General features: G+C 34.3%; 15 protein-coding genes. 11 read left to right on the forward strand and 4 right to left on the reverse strand.

What is annotated here, in order from left to right:
- Positions 1 to 304: 304 nt before the first annotated feature.
- From CAB05_RS10255 to CAB05_RS10265, 3 genes are all read left to right on the forward strand, one after another.
- On the forward strand, positions 305 to 1,981 hold the full coding sequence (locus CAB05_RS10255; RefSeq protein WP_087999745.1) for a glycoside hydrolase family 13 protein: 1,677 nt from the start codon (positions 305 to 307) through the stop codon (positions 1,979 to 1,981).
- 176 nt (positions 1,982 to 2,157) lie between these two features.
- Positions 2,158 to 2,871 (forward strand): C40 family peptidase, encoded by a 714-nt coding sequence (locus tag CAB05_RS10260; RefSeq protein ID WP_087999746.1) that lies wholly within the window; start codon positions 2,158 to 2,160, stop codon positions 2,869 to 2,871.
- A gap of 244 nt (positions 2,872 to 3,115) precedes the next feature.
- Complete coding sequence (locus tag CAB05_RS10265; protein WP_087999747.1) at positions 3,116 to 3,868, forward strand: prepilin peptidase; 753 nt, start codon at positions 3,116 to 3,118, stop codon at positions 3,866 to 3,868.
- A 290-nt stretch (positions 3,869 to 4,158) separates the two neighbouring features.
- On the opposite strand, the gene CAB05_RS10270 is transcribed toward CAB05_RS10265, so the two are convergent.
- Positions 4,159 to 4,713, reverse strand: a complete 555-nt coding sequence (locus CAB05_RS10270; protein WP_087999748.1) for a thioredoxin family protein — start codon at positions 4,711 to 4,713, stop codon at positions 4,159 to 4,161.
- A 126-nt stretch (positions 4,714 to 4,839) separates the two neighbouring features.
- Here CAB05_RS10270 and CAB05_RS10275 point away from each other — a divergent pair, with 126 nt between their 5' ends.
- The 5 genes from CAB05_RS10275 to CAB05_RS22150 all read left to right on the forward strand — a co-directional run bounded on the left by CAB05_RS10275 (position 4,840) and on the right by CAB05_RS22150 (position 11,211).
- Positions 4,840 to 7,224, forward strand: a complete 2,385-nt coding sequence (locus CAB05_RS10275; protein WP_087999749.1) for a penicillin acylase family protein — start codon at positions 4,840 to 4,842, stop codon at positions 7,222 to 7,224.
- A gap of 306 nt (positions 7,225 to 7,530) precedes the next feature.
- Complete coding sequence (locus CAB05_RS10280) at positions 7,531 to 9,168, forward strand: Ig domain protein group 2 domain protein (RefSeq protein WP_087999750.1); 1,638 nt, start codon at positions 7,531 to 7,533, stop codon at positions 9,166 to 9,168.
- Between the two features lie 145 nt (positions 9,169 to 9,313).
- On the forward strand, positions 9,314 to 9,835 hold the full coding sequence (locus CAB05_RS10285) for a GNAT family N-acetyltransferase (RefSeq protein WP_087999751.1): 522 nt from the start codon (positions 9,314 to 9,316) through the stop codon (positions 9,833 to 9,835).
- Positions 9,836 to 9,990: 155 nt separating this feature from the next.
- Entirely contained in the window at positions 9,991 to 10,863 is an 873-nt protein-coding gene (locus tag CAB05_RS10290; RefSeq protein ID WP_087999752.1) for a patatin-like phospholipase family protein, read from the forward strand.
- Positions 10,864 to 11,034: 171 nt separating this feature from the next.
- On the forward strand, positions 11,035 to 11,211 hold the full coding sequence (locus CAB05_RS22150) for a hypothetical protein (RefSeq protein WP_158093240.1): 177 nt from the start codon (positions 11,035 to 11,037) through the stop codon (positions 11,209 to 11,211).
- Between the two features lie 116 nt (positions 11,212 to 11,327).
- Here CAB05_RS22150 and CAB05_RS10295 read toward each other — a convergent pair whose 3' ends face one another.
- Positions 11,328 to 12,629: an NCS2 family permease gene (locus CAB05_RS10295; RefSeq protein ID WP_087999753.1), complete on the reverse strand. Its 1,302-nt coding sequence runs from the start codon at positions 12,627 to 12,629 to the stop codon at positions 11,328 to 11,330.
- 174 nt (positions 12,630 to 12,803) lie between these two features.
- Here CAB05_RS10295 and CAB05_RS10300 point away from each other — a divergent pair, with 174 nt between their 5' ends.
- On the forward strand, positions 12,804 to 13,670 hold the full coding sequence (locus tag CAB05_RS10300) for an SDR family oxidoreductase (RefSeq protein WP_087999754.1): 867 nt from the start codon (positions 12,804 to 12,806) through the stop codon (positions 13,668 to 13,670).
- 45 nt (positions 13,671 to 13,715) lie between these two features.
- Here CAB05_RS10300 and CAB05_RS10305 read toward each other — a convergent pair whose 3' ends face one another.
- Complete coding sequence (locus tag CAB05_RS10305; protein ID WP_087999755.1) at positions 13,716 to 13,928, reverse strand: DUF1540 domain-containing protein; 213 nt, start codon at positions 13,926 to 13,928, stop codon at positions 13,716 to 13,718.
- Between the two features lie 213 nt (positions 13,929 to 14,141).
- Between CAB05_RS10305 and CAB05_RS10310 the strand changes: the two genes are divergently transcribed.
- The gene (locus tag CAB05_RS10310; RefSeq protein ID WP_087999756.1) at positions 14,142 to 15,869 is read left to right on the forward strand and encodes a phospho-sugar mutase; all 1,728 of its coding nucleotides are present in this window, start codon (positions 14,142 to 14,144) and stop codon (positions 15,867 to 15,869) included.
- A gap of 81 nt (positions 15,870 to 15,950) precedes the next feature.
- Here CAB05_RS10310 and CAB05_RS10315 read toward each other — a convergent pair whose 3' ends face one another.
- Entirely contained in the window at positions 15,951 to 16,208 is a 258-nt protein-coding gene (locus CAB05_RS10315) for a YhdB family protein (protein ID WP_087999757.1), read from the reverse strand.
- 308 nt (positions 16,209 to 16,516) lie between these two features.
- On the opposite strand from CAB05_RS10315, the gene CAB05_RS10320 reads away from it, so the two are divergent.
- Positions 16,517 to 16,918 carry a group-specific protein gene (locus tag CAB05_RS10320; RefSeq protein ID WP_087999758.1) on the forward strand — a complete coding sequence of 134 codons (402 nt, stop codon included), beginning with the start codon at positions 16,517 to 16,519 and terminating at the stop codon, positions 16,916 to 16,918.
- Positions 16,919 to 16,984: the final 66 nt, after the last annotated feature.

The raw sequence follows: 16,984 nt of genomic DNA on the forward strand, positions 1-16,984 counted from the left end.
CTCTTTTTTTAGATTTCCTTATACATGTTATCTGATGCAAATTAGTTACAATTATAAATCTTTCAAGCAAACGAAAGCATAGTTCTTTGCACAAAATCATTTTATAAGTTTAGTAGTGGATATACTTGATATCAATCATATAAGAAAAAGATGCTTTTTAAATTACATATGTTGAAGAATCTTATCTAGAGTGTTAAGATTAAGGAATAATGCAAACGATTGCAATAATTAATGCGAAATTTTCCATTCAACATTTGAAATAGACAAAAATGTAAACGCTTTTAAAATGGGAGGAGAAATAAATATGACGAAACAGAATTGGTGGAAGGAAGCTGTAGCATATCAAATCTATCCACGTAGCTTCATGGACTCAAATGGTGACGGAATTGGTGATCTAAGAGGAGTCATTTCCAAGTTAGATTATATAAAAGAGTTAGGGATTGATGTTATTTGGATTTGTCCATTTTACAAATCACCTAATGATGATAATGGTTATGATATTTCAGATTATCAAGATATCATGGAAGAGTTTGGCACAATGGCAGATTTCGATGATCTTTTGTCAGCTGTACATGAAAGAGGAATGAAATTAATTTTAGACTTAGTCGTAAATCATACAAGTGACGAACATCCTTGGTTCCTAGAATCGAAAAAGTCAAAGGATAATCCTTACCGCGATTTCTATATTTGGAGAGAGGGAACAGAAGAAGGAGAAGAACCAAATAATTGGGAGAGTATTTTTGGTGGTTCAGCATGGGAGTATGATGAAGCAACGAAGGAATACTTTTTACATCTTTTTTCAAAGAGACAGCCTGACTTAAATTGGGAAAACAAAGAAGTTCGTCAAAAAGTATACGATATGATTAATTGGTGGTTAGATAAAGGGATCGATGGATTCCGTGTTGATGCGATTAGTCATATTAAAAAAAGAGCTGGGTTCCCAAATATGCCAAATCCAGAAAATGAAAAGTATGTATCTTGCTTTGATATGCATATGAATCAAGAAGGAATTCATGAGTATTTAGAAGAGTTAAAACAGGAGACATTTGCTAAATATGACATCATGACTGTTGGCGAAGCAAATGGCGTAAAAATTGAAGAAGCTGATTTATGGGTTGGAGAGGAAAATGGAAAATTCAATATGATTTTCCAATTCGAAAGTATGGACCTATGGAGAAAAACAGATGATTCGGCTACATCTATTCCTGATTTAAAGGAAGTATTAACAAAATGGCAAAATGGATTAGAAGGACACGGTTGGAATGCTTTATTTATTGAAAATCATGATATTCCAAGAGCTGTAAGTACTTTAGGAAATGATGAAGAAGCACATTGGGAAAAATCTGCTAAAGCAATTGGGACAATGTATTTCTTTATGAAGGGTACGCCATTTATTTATCAGGGACAAGAAATCGGAATGACAAATGTCCACTTCCAATCAATTGATGAATATAATGATGTGAATGCGAAAAATATGTATCAGTTAATGAAAGAAAATGGTTCGACTGATCAAGAAATTTTAAACATTCTTTGGAAAAATGGTAGAGACAATGCTCGAACACCAATGCATTGGAATGCGGAAGAACATGCAGGTTTTACAAATGGTAAACCATGGATTAAAACAAATGAAAACTACAAAACACTTAATGTAGCTGCACAAGAAAATGATGAAAACTCAATCCTATCATATTACAAAAAGATGATTAACTTACGTAAACAACATAAAGCTTTAGTATATGCACCTTATGAATTGTTAGATGTTGCAAGTGAGCCAGTATATGCATACACGCGTAAGAATGAAAATGAAACGTTCTTAATTATTAGTAACCTTTCAACTGAGAAGCAAGCTTTTGAAATCCCTGCTGAATTGTTCAAAATGAATGCTGAATTATGTTTATCAAATGGTCATTTAATTGAAGATACTTTAAGTGAGAAGATGGAATTTAGTCCATTTGAAGCAAGAGTATACCGATTATCATAAAGTTTTAGAAAACCTGTCCTTTATGGGTAGGTTTTCTTTTTTTTTGAGATAATCTGGCAAAATTTTACAGATTACATTATTTTTACAAGATTTTCGACAATTTGTAACATTCTTGTAATGGTTTTCTAAAAAGTATTTTGATAGACTTACATTATTAAAGGGAAGGGGAGACACCAATGAATAGGCAACTTGTAATCGCTTTAGTATGTATAATTAGCATGATCTTCTTTACAAAGGAATCTCAGGCAGCAGCTACGAATGAGTTAAAAAAAGGGATGACTGGAAAAGCAGTTATGCAATTACAAATCAAACTAAAGGAACAACGCTATTACACTGGTAACCCTACGGAATACTTCGGAAGTGATGTTGAAACAGCACTTAAAAAATATCAAACTACTAAGAAGTTAAAGGTTACGGGCGTGTTAAATGACCAAACTTCAATGATGTTATTTGGTAAGAGTGTTGCAGCATTCATCAAACAATACCCAAACAGTAAAACTACAACAGCATCATATGACCCGTATTCTAAGAAAGAACAAGTAACGACGATCGCAAAACAATACACGGGTGTACCGTATAAATTTGGTGGAACAACTACTAAAGGTTTTGACTGCTCTGGATATGTTGGTTATGTTTATAATAAAGTAGGAACAGAATTACCTCGTACAGCGGCTTCTATGTATACTGCTAGTTCGATTGTAAAAAAACCAGTTCCTGGAGACTTAGTATTCTTTAAAAATACATATAAAAAAGGTATTAGCCACGTTGGAATATTCATGGGAGATAATAACTTTATCTCAGCAACTTCAAGTAAGGGAGTTGCAGTAGTTAGTCTTTCGAATTCATATTGGAAAGGCAAATTTGCAGGATCTGGCAGCGTAATCAATTAATAAAATCATAAAAAAGTAATCTATCTTTCTAACTGAAAGATAGATTTTTTTATGATTTTAAATTAAACTACTAATATGTTTCTGTTTAAAAAGTATTGTAAGAAACAAAAATCTCCTAAAAATCACACATTCAAGTTACTAGTACATCCATCTAGTACAATACATACTCGGTATTTATATATCCCCATTTACATTCTTTAATTCTATAAAGATACTTAGTTTGACGTAGAAGGGTTTGGTAACGATGAACCTCATTTACTTCTGTTTTTTCATTTTAGGTCTTGTGTTCGGCTCATTTTTTAATGTAGTTGGGTTACGAGTACCTTTAAAGAAATCAATTTTTTGGCCTCGTTCAGCTTGTTCTAATTGCGGACATACTTTACTTTCACTTGAGTTAGTTCCTATTTTTTCTTATGTTTTACAAAAAGGCAAATGTCGTAATTGCGGAGCGCATATTTCAATTTTATATCCTTTAATTGAATTGTTGACGGGATGTTTATTTGTAATTGCTCTGTACCAAATTGGATTTGAAATGGAGTTACTGATCGCACTGACGTTTATATCTTTGCTTGTAATTATTATTGTTTCGGATCTAGCGTATATGTTAATTCCTGACCGAATCTTATTGTTCTTTCTATCAATATTTATTATTGAACGTTTTTTTATTCCATTAGAATCATGGTGGAACAGTATGATAGGAGCAGTAGGGGCATTTACAGTGCTATTTTTAATTGCGCTCGTTAGCAATGGTGGAATGGGTGGGGGAGATATTAAACTATTTGGAGTACTTGGTTTCGTATTAGGATGGAAATTGATTTTGATTACTTTTATGATTGCCTGTTTTACGGGTACTATCTTTGGTTTGATTTTAATGAAAGCCGGTAGAGTACAAAAACGTAATCCGATCCCCTTTGGTCCATTTATTGGATTCGGTGGATTGGTAAGTTACTTTTATGGAAATGAACTTATACGCGTGTATTTATCAATTTTAGGTTAAGAAGAGCCTACCTAGTTTTCAATTCGATTAACAAATCAAAAGCGAACAACTCCATTGGAGATTCAAGATTGCAATGAGTATCCGTAGGAGAACCCTTCAGTATGTAGACAAAGTACAAAAATTAGATATCAGACTGATTGGAAACGCTTGACTTTTGAGGCGTGAAGCCTGATGAGGAGCGGGAGTTACCCTGCCGGTAATGAGCAACCTCGAGCAGGTGAAACAACGATGAAAGCGAGCGTTTGGCGGGCAGTCTGAAGGGCTATCCGTAGGATAGCCCTTTACTTATGTTATGATAAAAATTTTTGTTCAACACTTTCAATAACTGAACTCCATAGTGCTTTGTTTTCTACGAAGGTTTCACGGATTGTTTTTAAAACTGCCGTTTGTTTTTCTTGGAAATTAGGATCATCTTTAGCAGGGAAATCTTTTTTCATTTCAGAAACAAGCCCTTCAACTTGCTCAGATCGAGGTCCCCATACTTTTACTTCCTTTCCTTCTGTATCCATAAATATGAAAATTGGAATAGAACGCGATTTACCGTTTGTTAAGTATTGATCCATTAGTTCTAGGTTTTCATCACGAATTAAGAAGCGAGTATCTATGTTTGCAATTTCCGCCATTTTTTGAATGACTGGTACATTTAAAAGTGCATCTCCACACCAATCTGCTGTGAGTGCAACCACTTTCCAGTTTTTCTCTTTAAGAGAAGAAAGTTTTTGTGCTGTATCTTCCGGAATAGAAACTTCATTATAAATATATTGAAGCTGTTCCTTATTTACACTCATTGAATCAACATATTCTCCAAACGTCATACCTTTATCAAACCATGAATTTAATGACATATATGCATTCTCCTTTTCCATTGATATATAGTATTATAACTCATTCGTTCAAAGAAGGAATGTTTTAAGACTTGCAGAATTATTATAATGTATATCATTTAAATACAGTTTAATAGGAGGTTCATGATGAGCACGTCGATTGAAGTGAATCAAAAACGAAAGCGCTTTCCGAAATGGCTAAAAATTACCTCAACAATCATCATCGTATTGATTTTACTAATAACCGGATCCGGTTTTTATTTAACTAAAAAGGCTTTGCCTGAAATTAAAGGGAATTTAGAAGTTGGATTGTTAGAACATAACGTGTCTGTCACTCGTGACACAAAAGGCGTTCCCCATATTGAAGCTAAAAATTTGCATGATTTGTATGTAGCTCAAGGTTTTGTAACTGCTCAAGACCGCTTGTTTCAAATGGATTTAAGCAGACGACAGGCCTCGGGTCAATTAAGTGAAGTAATAGGAGATGCAACAGTTGATCGTGATTCATATTTCCGAACTTTAGGCTTACGCAGAGCGGCTGAAGCTTCATATAGTAAATATTCGAAGGAAGCCCAAAACGTACTTAATTGGTATGCAGAGGGTGTCAACGAATATATTAAATACGCAACAAAAGAAGGGAAATTACCTGTTGAGTTTAAGATTTTGCAGTATAAACCGACTGAATGGTCAGCCATTGATTCACTAGCAATTGGGAAGTATATGGCTTTTGATTTAGGTGGTCACTGGAATGAACAAGCATTTCGTTACTATGCAATGAATAAATTTCCAAAAGAAAAAGCATTAGAGCTGTTTCCAGCAGATAATGACTTAGATCCATATATTATTCCTAGCGGCACTTCTAAAATTGATGTAGAGGAAAGCTTTGCTAGTGCGATTATTCCACCTACTTGGAATGGAAGTAATGACTGGGTTGTCAGTGGTTCAAAAACAAAATCTGGTAAACCACTTTTAGCAGATGATCCCCATTTAGGATTAGCGACACCAGCAATTTGGTATGAAACACATTTAAAATCAATGGATATGAATGTCAAAGGAGTAATATTTGCCGGTGTGCCTGGTATTATTGTTGGTCACAATGATCATGTTGCCTGGGGTGTGACGAATGTAGGTCCTGATGTACAGGATTTGTATATTGAGAAACGAAATCCAAATAAACCTGACGAATTTTTATATGATGGTAAATGGGAAAAAGCAACTGTTGTGAATGAGACGATTAAAATTAAAGATAAAAAAAGTAAAGTATTACCGGTTATGATTACAAGACATGGTCCAGTTATTTCAGAGTTTGCTAGTGAAGCTGGAAAGGATACGGTATTCTCTTTACAATGGACAGCCCTACAACCTACTAGAGAATTAGAAGGCGTACTTAAATTTAATGTCGCGAAGGATTGGGATACATTTAAAGAAGGTTTAGCCTTATTTGAGGCACCTGCCCAAAATTTTGTATTTGCTTCTGATGATGGAACTATTGCCTATCGAGCAAATGGAAATATTCCAATTCGTAAAAAAGGTGATGGTTTAATGCCGGTGCCAGGTTGGACAAGTGACTATGACTGGAAAGGCTTTATACCTTATGAGGAATTACCGACTTTAATTAATCCGGAAGAAGGGTTTATTTCAACAGCAAATAATAAAGTTGTCGATGATTCATATCCATATCACATTTCTCACTCTTGGGCACAGCCATACCGCCAATTAAGAATAAGAGAAGTGTTAAGTCAAAGTGATAAATTAACGGTAAAGGATATGCAAAATCTTCAAATGGATGAAATGAATTTACAGGCAAAAGAACATATGCCGAAATTTATCCAATCTATTACCAAGCAAAACAAAGAATTAACATCAATTGAAAAATCAGCTTTAGCCGAACTTGAGAAATGGAATTTTGTAGATGACAAAGATCAGCCATCGCCACTTATATTTCAAAGATGGATGACAGAAATTAATAAAGCACTTTTTGATAAACAAATTTCTAAAGATATGATGGATTTATTCGGTGACCGTAAAGTGATTGTAGATCAATTATTACGTAATAGTCTAAGCGGAAAGAAAGTTATTTGGATTGATGAAAAAGGTGGAATTGATCAATTATTACTAGATACGTATCAGAAAACGATTAAAAATATTAGCGAGTCTGATGGCGATGACGTAGCAAAATGGAGTTGGGGAGATCACCACAAAGTAGCTTTTACTCACCCTTTATCTAGTATTAAAGTACTGAGTTATTTCTTTAATGCAAAAGATCCAATTCCGGTTGGAGGTAGTTCAACAACAGTCAAAGCTGCTGGATATGACGAAGATGGAATTGTCGATCATGGTGCATCTTGGAGAACTGTTGTAGATTTCTCAGATTTAAGTAAATCAGTTAATATTGTTGGCCCAGGTCAATCAGGCAATATCGGAAGCAAGTGGTACAGCGACCAAATGGAAGACTGGGCGAATGGGACCTATCACACAACTGTTAGCAAAAATGTAAAAGGGATTAAAGAAATATTGCAAGCAGGAAAATAGAATGAAGAAAAAAGGATAAAGGTAAGAGGAGATACTCTTTTGCTTTATTCTTTTTTCTTTGTGTTGCTAGTTAAGAATGCATTATAGAATGCATTAGATGATTACAACTCCCAACGGATCTACCTACATTAGGAAAAGTGGGGGGTGTAGATATGAAGACTCATTAAAAAGTTGAATATAGGTATAAAGATTGAAATACTGTTATGTTAATGGAATAATTTAACATTTCATTGACAATATTCTTAATATTCCATTAACATTAGTGTGTTATTTTAAATAAGCACACACTAAAAGGGAGTGAAATGAATGATTCGCAAAAAATTATCTGTTTTAGCATTACTGATTTTGATTTTATCTCCAGTTTATTATTATGTTACGCCACTTGTTTCTGCTGAAAATTCAAGTGATCCTGCTCCGCAGCTACAGCCAGTTGGAACTGCAAATGGTAAAAAGATTTTATTCGACAATACTCATGGCCAAACAGCTGGTGCAGCAGATTGGGTTTTAGATGGTGGTTTCTCTGATTTTGCAAACGCTTTAGCAAATAAAGGCTACTATGCAAAAGAGTTAAGAAAAAATAGCCCAATTACATATGAAGATTTACAAGGCTACAATGTGTTTATCATTGGAGAAGCAAATATACCTTACAAAACTTCTGAGCAAGCTGCCATGATTCAATATGTTCAAAATGGTGGTAGTATCTTTTTTATTGGCGATCATTACAATGCAGATCGTAATAAAAACCGTTGGGACGCTTCTGAGGTATTTAATGGTTACCGTAGGGGAGCATACTCAAATCCAACTAAAGGAATGGGAACAGAGGAAGCAAATTCTGCAGCGATGCAAGGAGTTACAGGTTCGGATTGGTTATCTGATAACTTTGGGATTAGATTCCGTTATAATGCGATTGGAGATGTAACAGCTAATGATATAGTAGCACCAAGCCAAGCTTTTGGTATTACGACTGGTGTATCTACAGTTGCAATGCATGCTGGTTCAACATTAGCAATTACAAATCCAAACATGGCAAAAGGAATCGTGTATCTTCCAACGACATCAGCAGCTTGGGGAAATGCAGTTGACCAAGGTGTTTATAATGGTGGAGGCAGAGCTGAAGGTCCTTATGCAGCGGTTTCAAAGCTTGGTTTAGGAAAGGCGGCATTTATTGGGGATTCTTCACCAGTAGAAGATGCAACACCTAAATATTTACGTGAAGAAACTGGAACAAGTAAAACAACTTATGATGGGTTTAAAGAGCAAAATGATGGTACTTTGCTTGTAAACATCGTTGATTGGTTATCAAAGCAAGAAAGCTTTACTGCATTATCTCAAGTTAGCGGATTACAACTTGATCAGGCTACTTCGTTATTAGCGATCGAAACTCCGCAAACATCAACTGAACCAGAAGCAGAGCCATGGGCTGCACCTGCTGCAGGTTATAAATGGTATGATTCAACAACATTTAAGTCTGGTTCATACGGATACGGCGCAGGCGGACCAGTTCAACCCGCAACATTAAATGAGAGTTTTGAGTCAGGTACAAAAACAGCCTATACTTCTGGTAATGTAACACTTTCAAGCGGTTCATGGTACTTTGATAATGCCTTAATTGGAGATCTATCTGGGGATAAGAAAAATGGTACGAAGTCTGCACGTGTTCGTTCTGCTGGTGCTTTAACTATGAACTTCAATGTAAATGGGGCAACTAGCGTGAAAGTTACACATGCAAATTTCAGTACTGACAGCGGAGCAAATTGGCAACTTCAAATGTCTACAAATAGTGGTTCTACATGGACAAATGTTGGAAGTGTAAATACTAGTACAGCTACTTTAGCAACTAAAACATTTACTCTTACTCAAACAGCTCCTGTTAGATTCAGAATTGTCGTGTCAGGTACGTCGGGTCAGAGAATTAATTTCGATGATATTGTCATCAGTAATTAATTACTGAGCTCTATAAAACCACAAGTTAATGACTTCGGAATATAACCGAAGTCATTTTTTTTCATTACAAATGAAGAAATGTTGAATTAGAATAAACGTGACCAATATTATACTTTTTTACCATCTATTTTGGTGAGGTGAAGGGATGAAAATAAGAGCAGCAAAGCTAACAGATGCAACAGGGATTGCAAAAGTACATGTTGATAGTTGGAGAACAACTTATAAAAACATCATCTCAAATGAATTTTTGCAGAAGTTGTCTTATGAACAAAGAACCAATTCTTGGATTCAGAACTTATCTGATCCAAATAACTATGTATTTGTTGCAGTGAATACTGAAAGTGATATTGTTGGTTTTGCAGTTTGTGGAAAAAGATCAAGTAATCAAATAGACCGTTCAGGTGATATAACATCTATTTATATATTAGAAGAATATCAAGGTCAGGGAATTGGAAAGCAATTAATGCGCCAATTGTTTATTCAATGTAATAAACTCGGTTTTAATAGAGTTTTTGTAGAGGTTTTAGAAGACAATAATACTCGTTATTTTTATGAATATTACGGTGCAAAATTACGAAAGACAGAAAAGATAAAAATTGGTGGTACTGATTTGAACTTGTTAGTATATGAATGGGATTGTATTACTACAGCATTAAACATGTTTTAAAGTATAGTTTTTTGCGATTATGAAGTACCCTGCTTTTTAATGAAGTTACTTTTACCTTAATCCATACCCCAAGCTCTTATACTAGTAATTAATATGAGGTTGTACTAAAATATGAAAATAGGTTTGCTAAATTTCAAAGAAAAGGGGGCTGTGAAATGGATGGAATTGGATTAGTTCTAGAAGGTGGAGGTATGAGAGGCATTTACACTGCTGGTGTACTTGATTATTTTTTAGAACAAAATATAGAAATTCCTTATGTAATAGGTGTTTCAGCGGGTGCATGCATGGGTTCTTCATATATTTCAAAACAACACGGTCGAAATAAACGTGTAAATACAGAATTTTTACAGCATCCAGATTATATTTCGATAAAAAATTTAATTCGTAATAAGCAATTATTTGGTATGGACTTATTATTTGATATTATTCCAAATGAATTGGATCCTTTTGATTTTGACTCATTTTATGGTGCCAATCAAAAATTCGTTGTTGGTACGACTAATTGTATAACTGGTGAACCTACATATTTTGAAAAAGATGAAATTGTAGATTCGAAAGATATGCTTAATATTATACGAGCTTCGAGCTCACTGCCATTGATGGCTCCAATTGTTGAGTATCAAAACCATATATTATTGGATGGTGGAATTGCAGATCCAATACCATTACTTAAATCTGAGGAAGATGGAAACAAAAAAAATATCGTTGTATTAACTCGAAATGCGGGATATCGAAAAAAACCATCTCGTGGTAATTGGTATTTGCAAAGAAAATATAGAGATTATCCGGGATTAATTCAAGCTGTGTTAAAGCGTTATGAAATTTATAATAAACAACTAGAATATATAGAAGAGCAAGAAAAAGCAGGTAATGTTTTAGTCATTCGTCCATTACAAAAACTAAAGGTTGGGCGTGTTGAACGAAATAAAGATCGATTATTAGAGCTTTACAAAGAAGGCTATGAAGATGCAAAACGCCTTGGCGAGCAAGTGCTTGAGTTCTTATCATATGAAAAAACGACCTGTTGATAAACAGGTCGTTTTTTTGGGGGTAGGGATATTTTATTAATCTTTATTATTGTCCTTATCGTTATCCTTGTCTTTATCATCTCTTGAATCTAAATATGACCAATCGAAATCTAAATATGGTTTCATACAGCCACAAATAGGTTTCTTATTACAGCAACAAACACATTTACAATGGCAATCATGATGACAGCAACTATTACAATTACAGCTACGGTGACAGTCACATTGACAGTTATTTCGTCTGCAACGATCATGGTCATCACAACAGCAATGACGATTCCAGTTATTACAATTAGAATTCGAGTTGCGATTACTTTGGTTGTTCCACACAGTAGAACACCTCCTTGACATATCTACATAAACAAAATATGCAAAACTGTCCTAACTCGTTAAGGCTAGTACCTATAAATTAATAAAAAAGCACATGAATCAAAATCGATTCATGTGCTTTCATCATTCCTTCATCAATGCGGGAAGAAAATTAATTGGATTAAAAATAATACTGCGAATAAATAAATGACAGGTTTTATTTCTTTCGCTTTACCTTTAACGACTTTTAATAGTGGATATGTGATAAACCCAAGTGCAATTCCTGTTGCAATGCTTGAAGTCAGTGGCATTGTAATCACTACAAGAAATGCAGGGAAGGCTTCTTCAAAATTATCCCATTCAATATGACGTACATTTCCCATCATTAAACAACCTACTACGATTAGAGATGGAGATGTAATTGCTGCAACTTCTGAAATTGAGTTAACAAGCGGACTGAAAAATGCTGCAAAAACGAAAAGTATAGCTACGACTAAAGCAGTTAGACCGGTTCTACCTCCAGCTGCAACGCCGGCAGTTGATTCAATGTAAGCAGTTGTTGGTGATGTACCAAACATCGCACCAATTGTTGTACCAAATGAATCTGATAACATTGCACGACCAGTACGTTTCTCATCTTTATTTTTTAATAAACCAGCTTGAGATGCTACGCCAAGGAATGTACCAGTTGTATCGAAAATGGTAACTAATAAGAATGAGAATACAACTGAATATAATCCATATTGAACTACATCTGAAGCTGCAGTGATCGGATTTGCGATAATAATCCCATCAGGTAATTTTGGTAAAGAAAAAATACTTCCTTTTAAGTGAAGCTGACCCATAAACGCTGCAACAATGGCAGTTGATACCATTCCAAAGAATAATGCGCCATTTACATTTAAGGCAAATAATATAACTGTAATGGCTAGTCCAATTAAAGTTAGAACAACTTCTTGAGAATGTAGATCACCTAAGCCAACAAGATTACTTGGGTTAGCTACGATAATGTGAGAAAGACGTAAACCGATAAAAGCGATAAATAACCCAATACCAACACTAATTGCATGCTTTAGTGTATTTGGTATTGCATCTATTAAATGAGTTCTAAATTTAGTCAATGATAAAATGACAAACAGTAATCCAGTAATAAAAACTGCAGAGAATGCTAATTGATATGAAATTCCATGAGCTTTAGAAACAACTGAATATGCGAAATATGCATTCATCCCCATACCAGGTGCAATTGCTATTGGATAATTTCCGAACAAAGCCATGAATAATGTCCCGACTAATGTTGCGATGATTGTTGCTGTGAACGCTTGTTGAAATGGTACACCAGCATCAGAAAGGATAATTGGATTTACGATGATAATGTAAGCCATTGTTAAAAACGTTGTAAAACCAGCTACAACTTCTGTTTTAACAGATGTATTTGCTTCATTTAATTTAAACATAAGTGTTCTCCTTATAAAAACGAATGATTTACTCAACAGTTATTAATAATATTCGTTTTTTCGTCGTTACGCAATACTTTTTTTATGAAAATATATAAATGGCTTAAGAAGAGTATTCCCAAAAGTACCATTTGGGTATGCTAATCTCGAATTATTTAAAAGGAGGAAGGGAAAATGAATCAGAAACAGTATCCTACGAAATTTTCGCCACAACACCAAAATAAGCAACCTGGCATAGAAAAGGAAATGACTCCAATCCCTATTTCAGATGATCCAGATTATCAACCAAGTGGGAAATTAAAAGATAAGGTTGCCATTATTACAGGTGGAGATAGTGGAATAGGAAAGGCCGTTGCAATATTATTCGCAAAGGAAGGGGCATCTGTTTTTATTCCTTATTATGATGAAGATACTGATGCGAATGAAACCAAGCAAAAGATCGAAAGCTTAGGCGGCAAATGTGAAATTTTAAAATGCGACATTCGAACAGAAGCTATATGTAAACAAATTGTACAAAAAACGATTGAGTCATTTGGACAAGTCAATATTTTAGTGAACAATGCAGCTGTACAATTTCCTCAAAAAAACTTAGAAGACATTACTGAGGAACAATTAAAAAGAACATTTGAAACCAACATATATCCGTTATTCTTCTTAACAAAAGCATGTTTACCACATATGAAGCAAGGTGACTCAGTGATCAATACTGCTTCAGTTACTGCATATGCAGGTCACGATCAATTACTCGATTATTCTTCAACGAAAGGAGCCATTGTGACATTTACTCGGTCACTTTCAACAAATCTTGCTCAAAAAGGAATTAGGGTAAACGGGGTTGCACCTGGCCCTATTTGGACTCCTTTAATTCCTGCAAGTTTTGATGAACAAAAGGTTGGAAAATTTGGAGTAGATACACCTTTGAAGCGTGCTGGTCAACCAGTAGAGGTTGCGCCTGCATATTTGTATTTAGCTAGTAATGAATCTTCTTATGTTACGGGGCAAATCATTCATGTTAATGGTGGGGTTATTGTAAACGGATAATCTAAAAGAGCCATGTACATTCATCTTGTACATGGCTCTTGATTGTTAATACTTAGGCAGGAATGTGTGACAACAAGTTTCACCACTATGAGCAGCAGAGCTTGTTAAATCACCATCTAATACTGCGTTTTCGATTTTTTGATCATAGTCATTTGAATATTCATAAGCTTCGGTTTGTACAATGATAGAGCTTGCTTGACAAAAGTTTCCTTGTCCCCAATACGAACAGTTTGCAACGCTACATCTAATTTCAGGCATAATAACTCCCTCCTTTAAAGTTATTTTCTTCATACTTTACAATCTCATTCAAGCTAAAATTTAGTACTTTTAAGGAGGTTTTAATTTTAGTTCATATAAAATTTCTGAATAGTAAATAAAACATATTGTAAACTTTTGTAAGGTTTTGTAATGTAGAAGGAGAATTACTATTTATAACGAATAACTCTGATTAAGTATAGGAGGAGAAGCAGAATGAATTGGGAAACAACATATGAAAAATGGATTCAAACACCATCACTTGATAAAGAGTTAAAAGAGCAATTAAATGAACTAAAGAGTAATCACCTTATACTTAAGGAAAGTTTTTACCGAAACTTAGAATTTGGAACTGGTGGTATGCGTGGAGAGATTGGTCCTGGAACGAATCGTATGAACATTTATACAATCCGCAAAGCTTCTGCTGGTTTCGCTAAATACATTGCAAGCTTTGGAGAAGATGCAAAAAATCGTGGAGTTGCGATTGCATTTGATTCACGCTTTAAAAGTCCTGAATTTGCAATGGAAGCAGCAAAAACATTAGCTACTTTTGGGATTAAAGCATATGTATTTAAAGAATTACGTCCGACACCGGAATTATCATTTGCAGTTCGTGAATTAAACTGTTTTGGTGGAATCGTTATTACGGCAAGTCATAATCCACCTGAATATAATGGTTTTAAAGTTTATGGGGATGATGGTGGGCAATTACCTCCTGCTGCCGCAGATCAAGTAATCGACCTTGTTAATTCATTTGAAAATGAACTTGAAATCGAAGTGAAAGATGAAAAAGAATTAATCGAAAATGGTTTGATACATACATTAGATGAAAAAATGGATAAATTATATGTAGAACAATTAAAAACCGTTATTGTTAATAATGAACTTGTTCGAAAAGAAGGTAAAGATTTAAAAATCGTATTCACGCCATTACACGGGACAGCTTTAATACCAGCAACAATGTCATTAAAAGCAGTTGGCTTTGAAAATGTCACGATTGTTGAGGAGCAAGCAAAAGCAGACCCTAATTTCACAACAGTTAAATCGCCTAATCCTGAAGAACATGCTGCATTTGAATATGCAATTCGATATGGTAAAGAAATTGATGCAGACGTATTAATTGCAACTGACCCTGATGCGGATCGACTAGGCATTGCAACGAAAGACGAAAATGGAGAATATGTAATTTTGACTGGAAATCAAACAGGAGCTTTAATGCTTCATTACTTACTAAGTCAAAGTGAAAATATTCCTTCAAATGCTCTTTTACTTAAAACAATAGTTACATCAGAATTTGGCCAAGTCATTGCTTCATCATTTGGTACTAAAACGATTGATACTTTGACAGGATTTAAATTTATTGGTGAGAAGATTAAAGAATACGAACAAACAAACGAGTACTCTTTCTTATTTGGTTATGAGGAAAGTTATGGCTACTTAATCAAACCATTTGTTCGTGACAAAGATGCTATTCAAGCGACTATTCTTGCAGCTGAAATTGCAACTTATTATAAATCAAAAGGTATGACATTGTTTGAAGGATTACATAGCTTATACGAAAAGTATGGATTTTACTTAGAGGGGCTAAAATCATTAACATTAAAAGGCATAGAGGGTACGGAGAAAATCCAAGAAATTTTAACTAATTATCGTCAAAATCCTCCTAAGCAAATTAATGGTCTACAAGTAGTATCAGTTGAAGATTATAAACTTCAAGAAAGAACAATACTTAAGACAGGTGAAAAAGAAGAAATTCTTTTACCAAAGTCTAATGTATTAAAGTATCATCTTGAAGACGGTTCATGGGTATGTCTAAGACCATCTGGAACAGAGCCAAAAATTAAATTTTACTTTGGTATTGTAGGAGAAAATCATCAAGATAGTATCCAAAAATTAAACAGTTTAGAACAGTCTTTTATGGAGAAAATTCAAATATTAGTTTAAAAAAAGAGCGACTAATTTAGTCGCTCTTAGTATTTAGAAAATGAAATGATACTCGAGACCATAAAGTCTGAAGCTTATGTGCTAATGCTCTAAAGATGAAACAAAAGATTCTTCTTCATAACTGTCATCTTTAGTTGCATGTTCAATATGTTGAAACATACCTTTTAATTTTTCGTCAATGACGGCAAGGTCTCGCTCGTACTTAAAGGCGTGTAAGAAATGTTCAATTCGTTTTGAGAATAGCTCATCTTTTGTATTCACCATTAGGACGATCAGTTTGTCCCATTGACAGCAATATGTGTAATACAATGCTAAATCATAATCGGATTGTGCTTGCATTGTGAACCTCCTTCTTAGAGGGTACAAATAGTTTATGAAGAAATGTCTCAAATAGCCTTGAGAGAATTTAACAATGCGATAAAATCTCATTTAAATGGCGTTTATAAATATTGTTAGGAATATAAGTTTAGGGAGAAGGAAAGGAAGGAATGACTGAAAAAGCCAAAAGTAATGGAGAAAAACGGTAAAGGGTAAAGTTACGAATGAAAAAAAATGTATTAGGAATAATAAATGTAACTACGAACAGCCAATATTTTAACATTGACTAACCGTTTAGCTTTTTTCTTGTCATAAATAGGTGCGAAAAAATGAAATTTTATATCGCTTCGAGTTTAAGTAATAAAGAACAGGTTAGGTATTTAGCGTCTCGTTTAGAAGAAAAAGGATTTTTACATACATATGATTGGACTAAAAACGAAAATGTAAATACGCTTGAAAAATTAGCAGCAATCGGTGAAGCAGAGAAGGCAGCTGTAATGGATGCAAATTTCTTCATTTTAGTATTACCTGGTGGGTTTGGCAGTCATACTGAACTTGGAATGGCTATTGGAAGTGGGAAAAGAATCTATATATACTCAGCGTCAAATGAACCATTTAATCCAGAAAAAACAACAACATTCTATCATATAGATGGAATCAGTAAATTTGTTGGGGATTTTGACCAATTTGTCGGACACATTATTAAGATGGAACTTGCATATAACGCATGAAGAGAGATCTTCATGTGTTTTTTGTTTTCGAAAAAAGACGAATTTTATTAGTGAAACGCATATGTA

It is taken from the genome of Gottfriedia solisilvae, from assembly GCF_002128405.1.
Lineage (GTDB): Bacteria > Bacillota > Bacilli > Bacillales > Bacillaceae_G > Gottfriedia > Gottfriedia solisilvae.

Bases quoted from the DNA above. Each gene is read 5' to 3' on its own strand.
- CAB05_RS10265 (WP_087999747.1), top strand. From the start codon at position 3,116: ATGAACCTCATTTACTTCTGTTTTTTCATTTTAGGTCTTGTGTTCGGC.
- CAB05_RS10310 (WP_087999756.1), top strand. From the start codon at position 14,142: ATGAATTGGGAAACAACATATGAAAAATGGATTCAAACACCATCACTT.
- CAB05_RS10315 (WP_087999757.1), bottom strand. From the start codon at position 16,208: ATGCAAGCACAATCCGATTATGATTTAGCATTGTATTACACATATTGC.
- CAB05_RS10285 (WP_087999751.1), top strand. From the start codon at position 9,314: ATGAAAATAAGAGCAGCAAAGCTAACAGATGCAACAGGGATTGCAAAA.
- CAB05_RS10290 (WP_087999752.1), top strand. From the start codon at position 9,991: ATGGATGGAATTGGATTAGTTCTAGAAGGTGGAGGTATGAGAGGCATT.
- CAB05_RS10280 (WP_087999750.1), top strand. From the start codon at position 7,531: ATGATTCGCAAAAAATTATCTGTTTTAGCATTACTGATTTTGATTTTA.
- CAB05_RS10260 (WP_087999746.1), top strand. From the start codon at position 2,158: ATGAATAGGCAACTTGTAATCGCTTTAGTATGTATAATTAGCATGATC.
- CAB05_RS10255 (WP_087999745.1), top strand. From the start codon at position 305: ATGACGAAACAGAATTGGTGGAAGGAAGCTGTAGCATATCAAATCTAT.
- CAB05_RS10275 (WP_087999749.1), top strand. From the start codon at position 4,840: ATGAGCACGTCGATTGAAGTGAATCAAAAACGAAAGCGCTTTCCGAAA.
- CAB05_RS22150 (WP_158093240.1), top strand. From the start codon at position 11,035: ATGGCAATCATGATGACAGCAACTATTACAATTACAGCTACGGTGACA.
- CAB05_RS10320 (WP_087999758.1), top strand. From the start codon at position 16,517: ATGAAATTTTATATCGCTTCGAGTTTAAGTAATAAAGAACAGGTTAGG.
- CAB05_RS10300 (WP_087999754.1), top strand. From the start codon at position 12,804: ATGAATCAGAAACAGTATCCTACGAAATTTTCGCCACAACACCAAAAT.
- CAB05_RS10295 (WP_087999753.1), bottom strand. From the start codon at position 12,629: ATGTTTAAATTAAATGAAGCAAATACATCTGTTAAAACAGAAGTTGTA.
- CAB05_RS10305 (WP_087999755.1), bottom strand. From the start codon at position 13,928: ATGCCTGAAATTAGATGTAGCGTTGCAAACTGTTCGTATTGGGGACAA.
- CAB05_RS10270 (WP_087999748.1), bottom strand. From the start codon at position 4,713: ATGTCATTAAATTCATGGTTTGATAAAGGTATGACGTTTGGAGAATAT.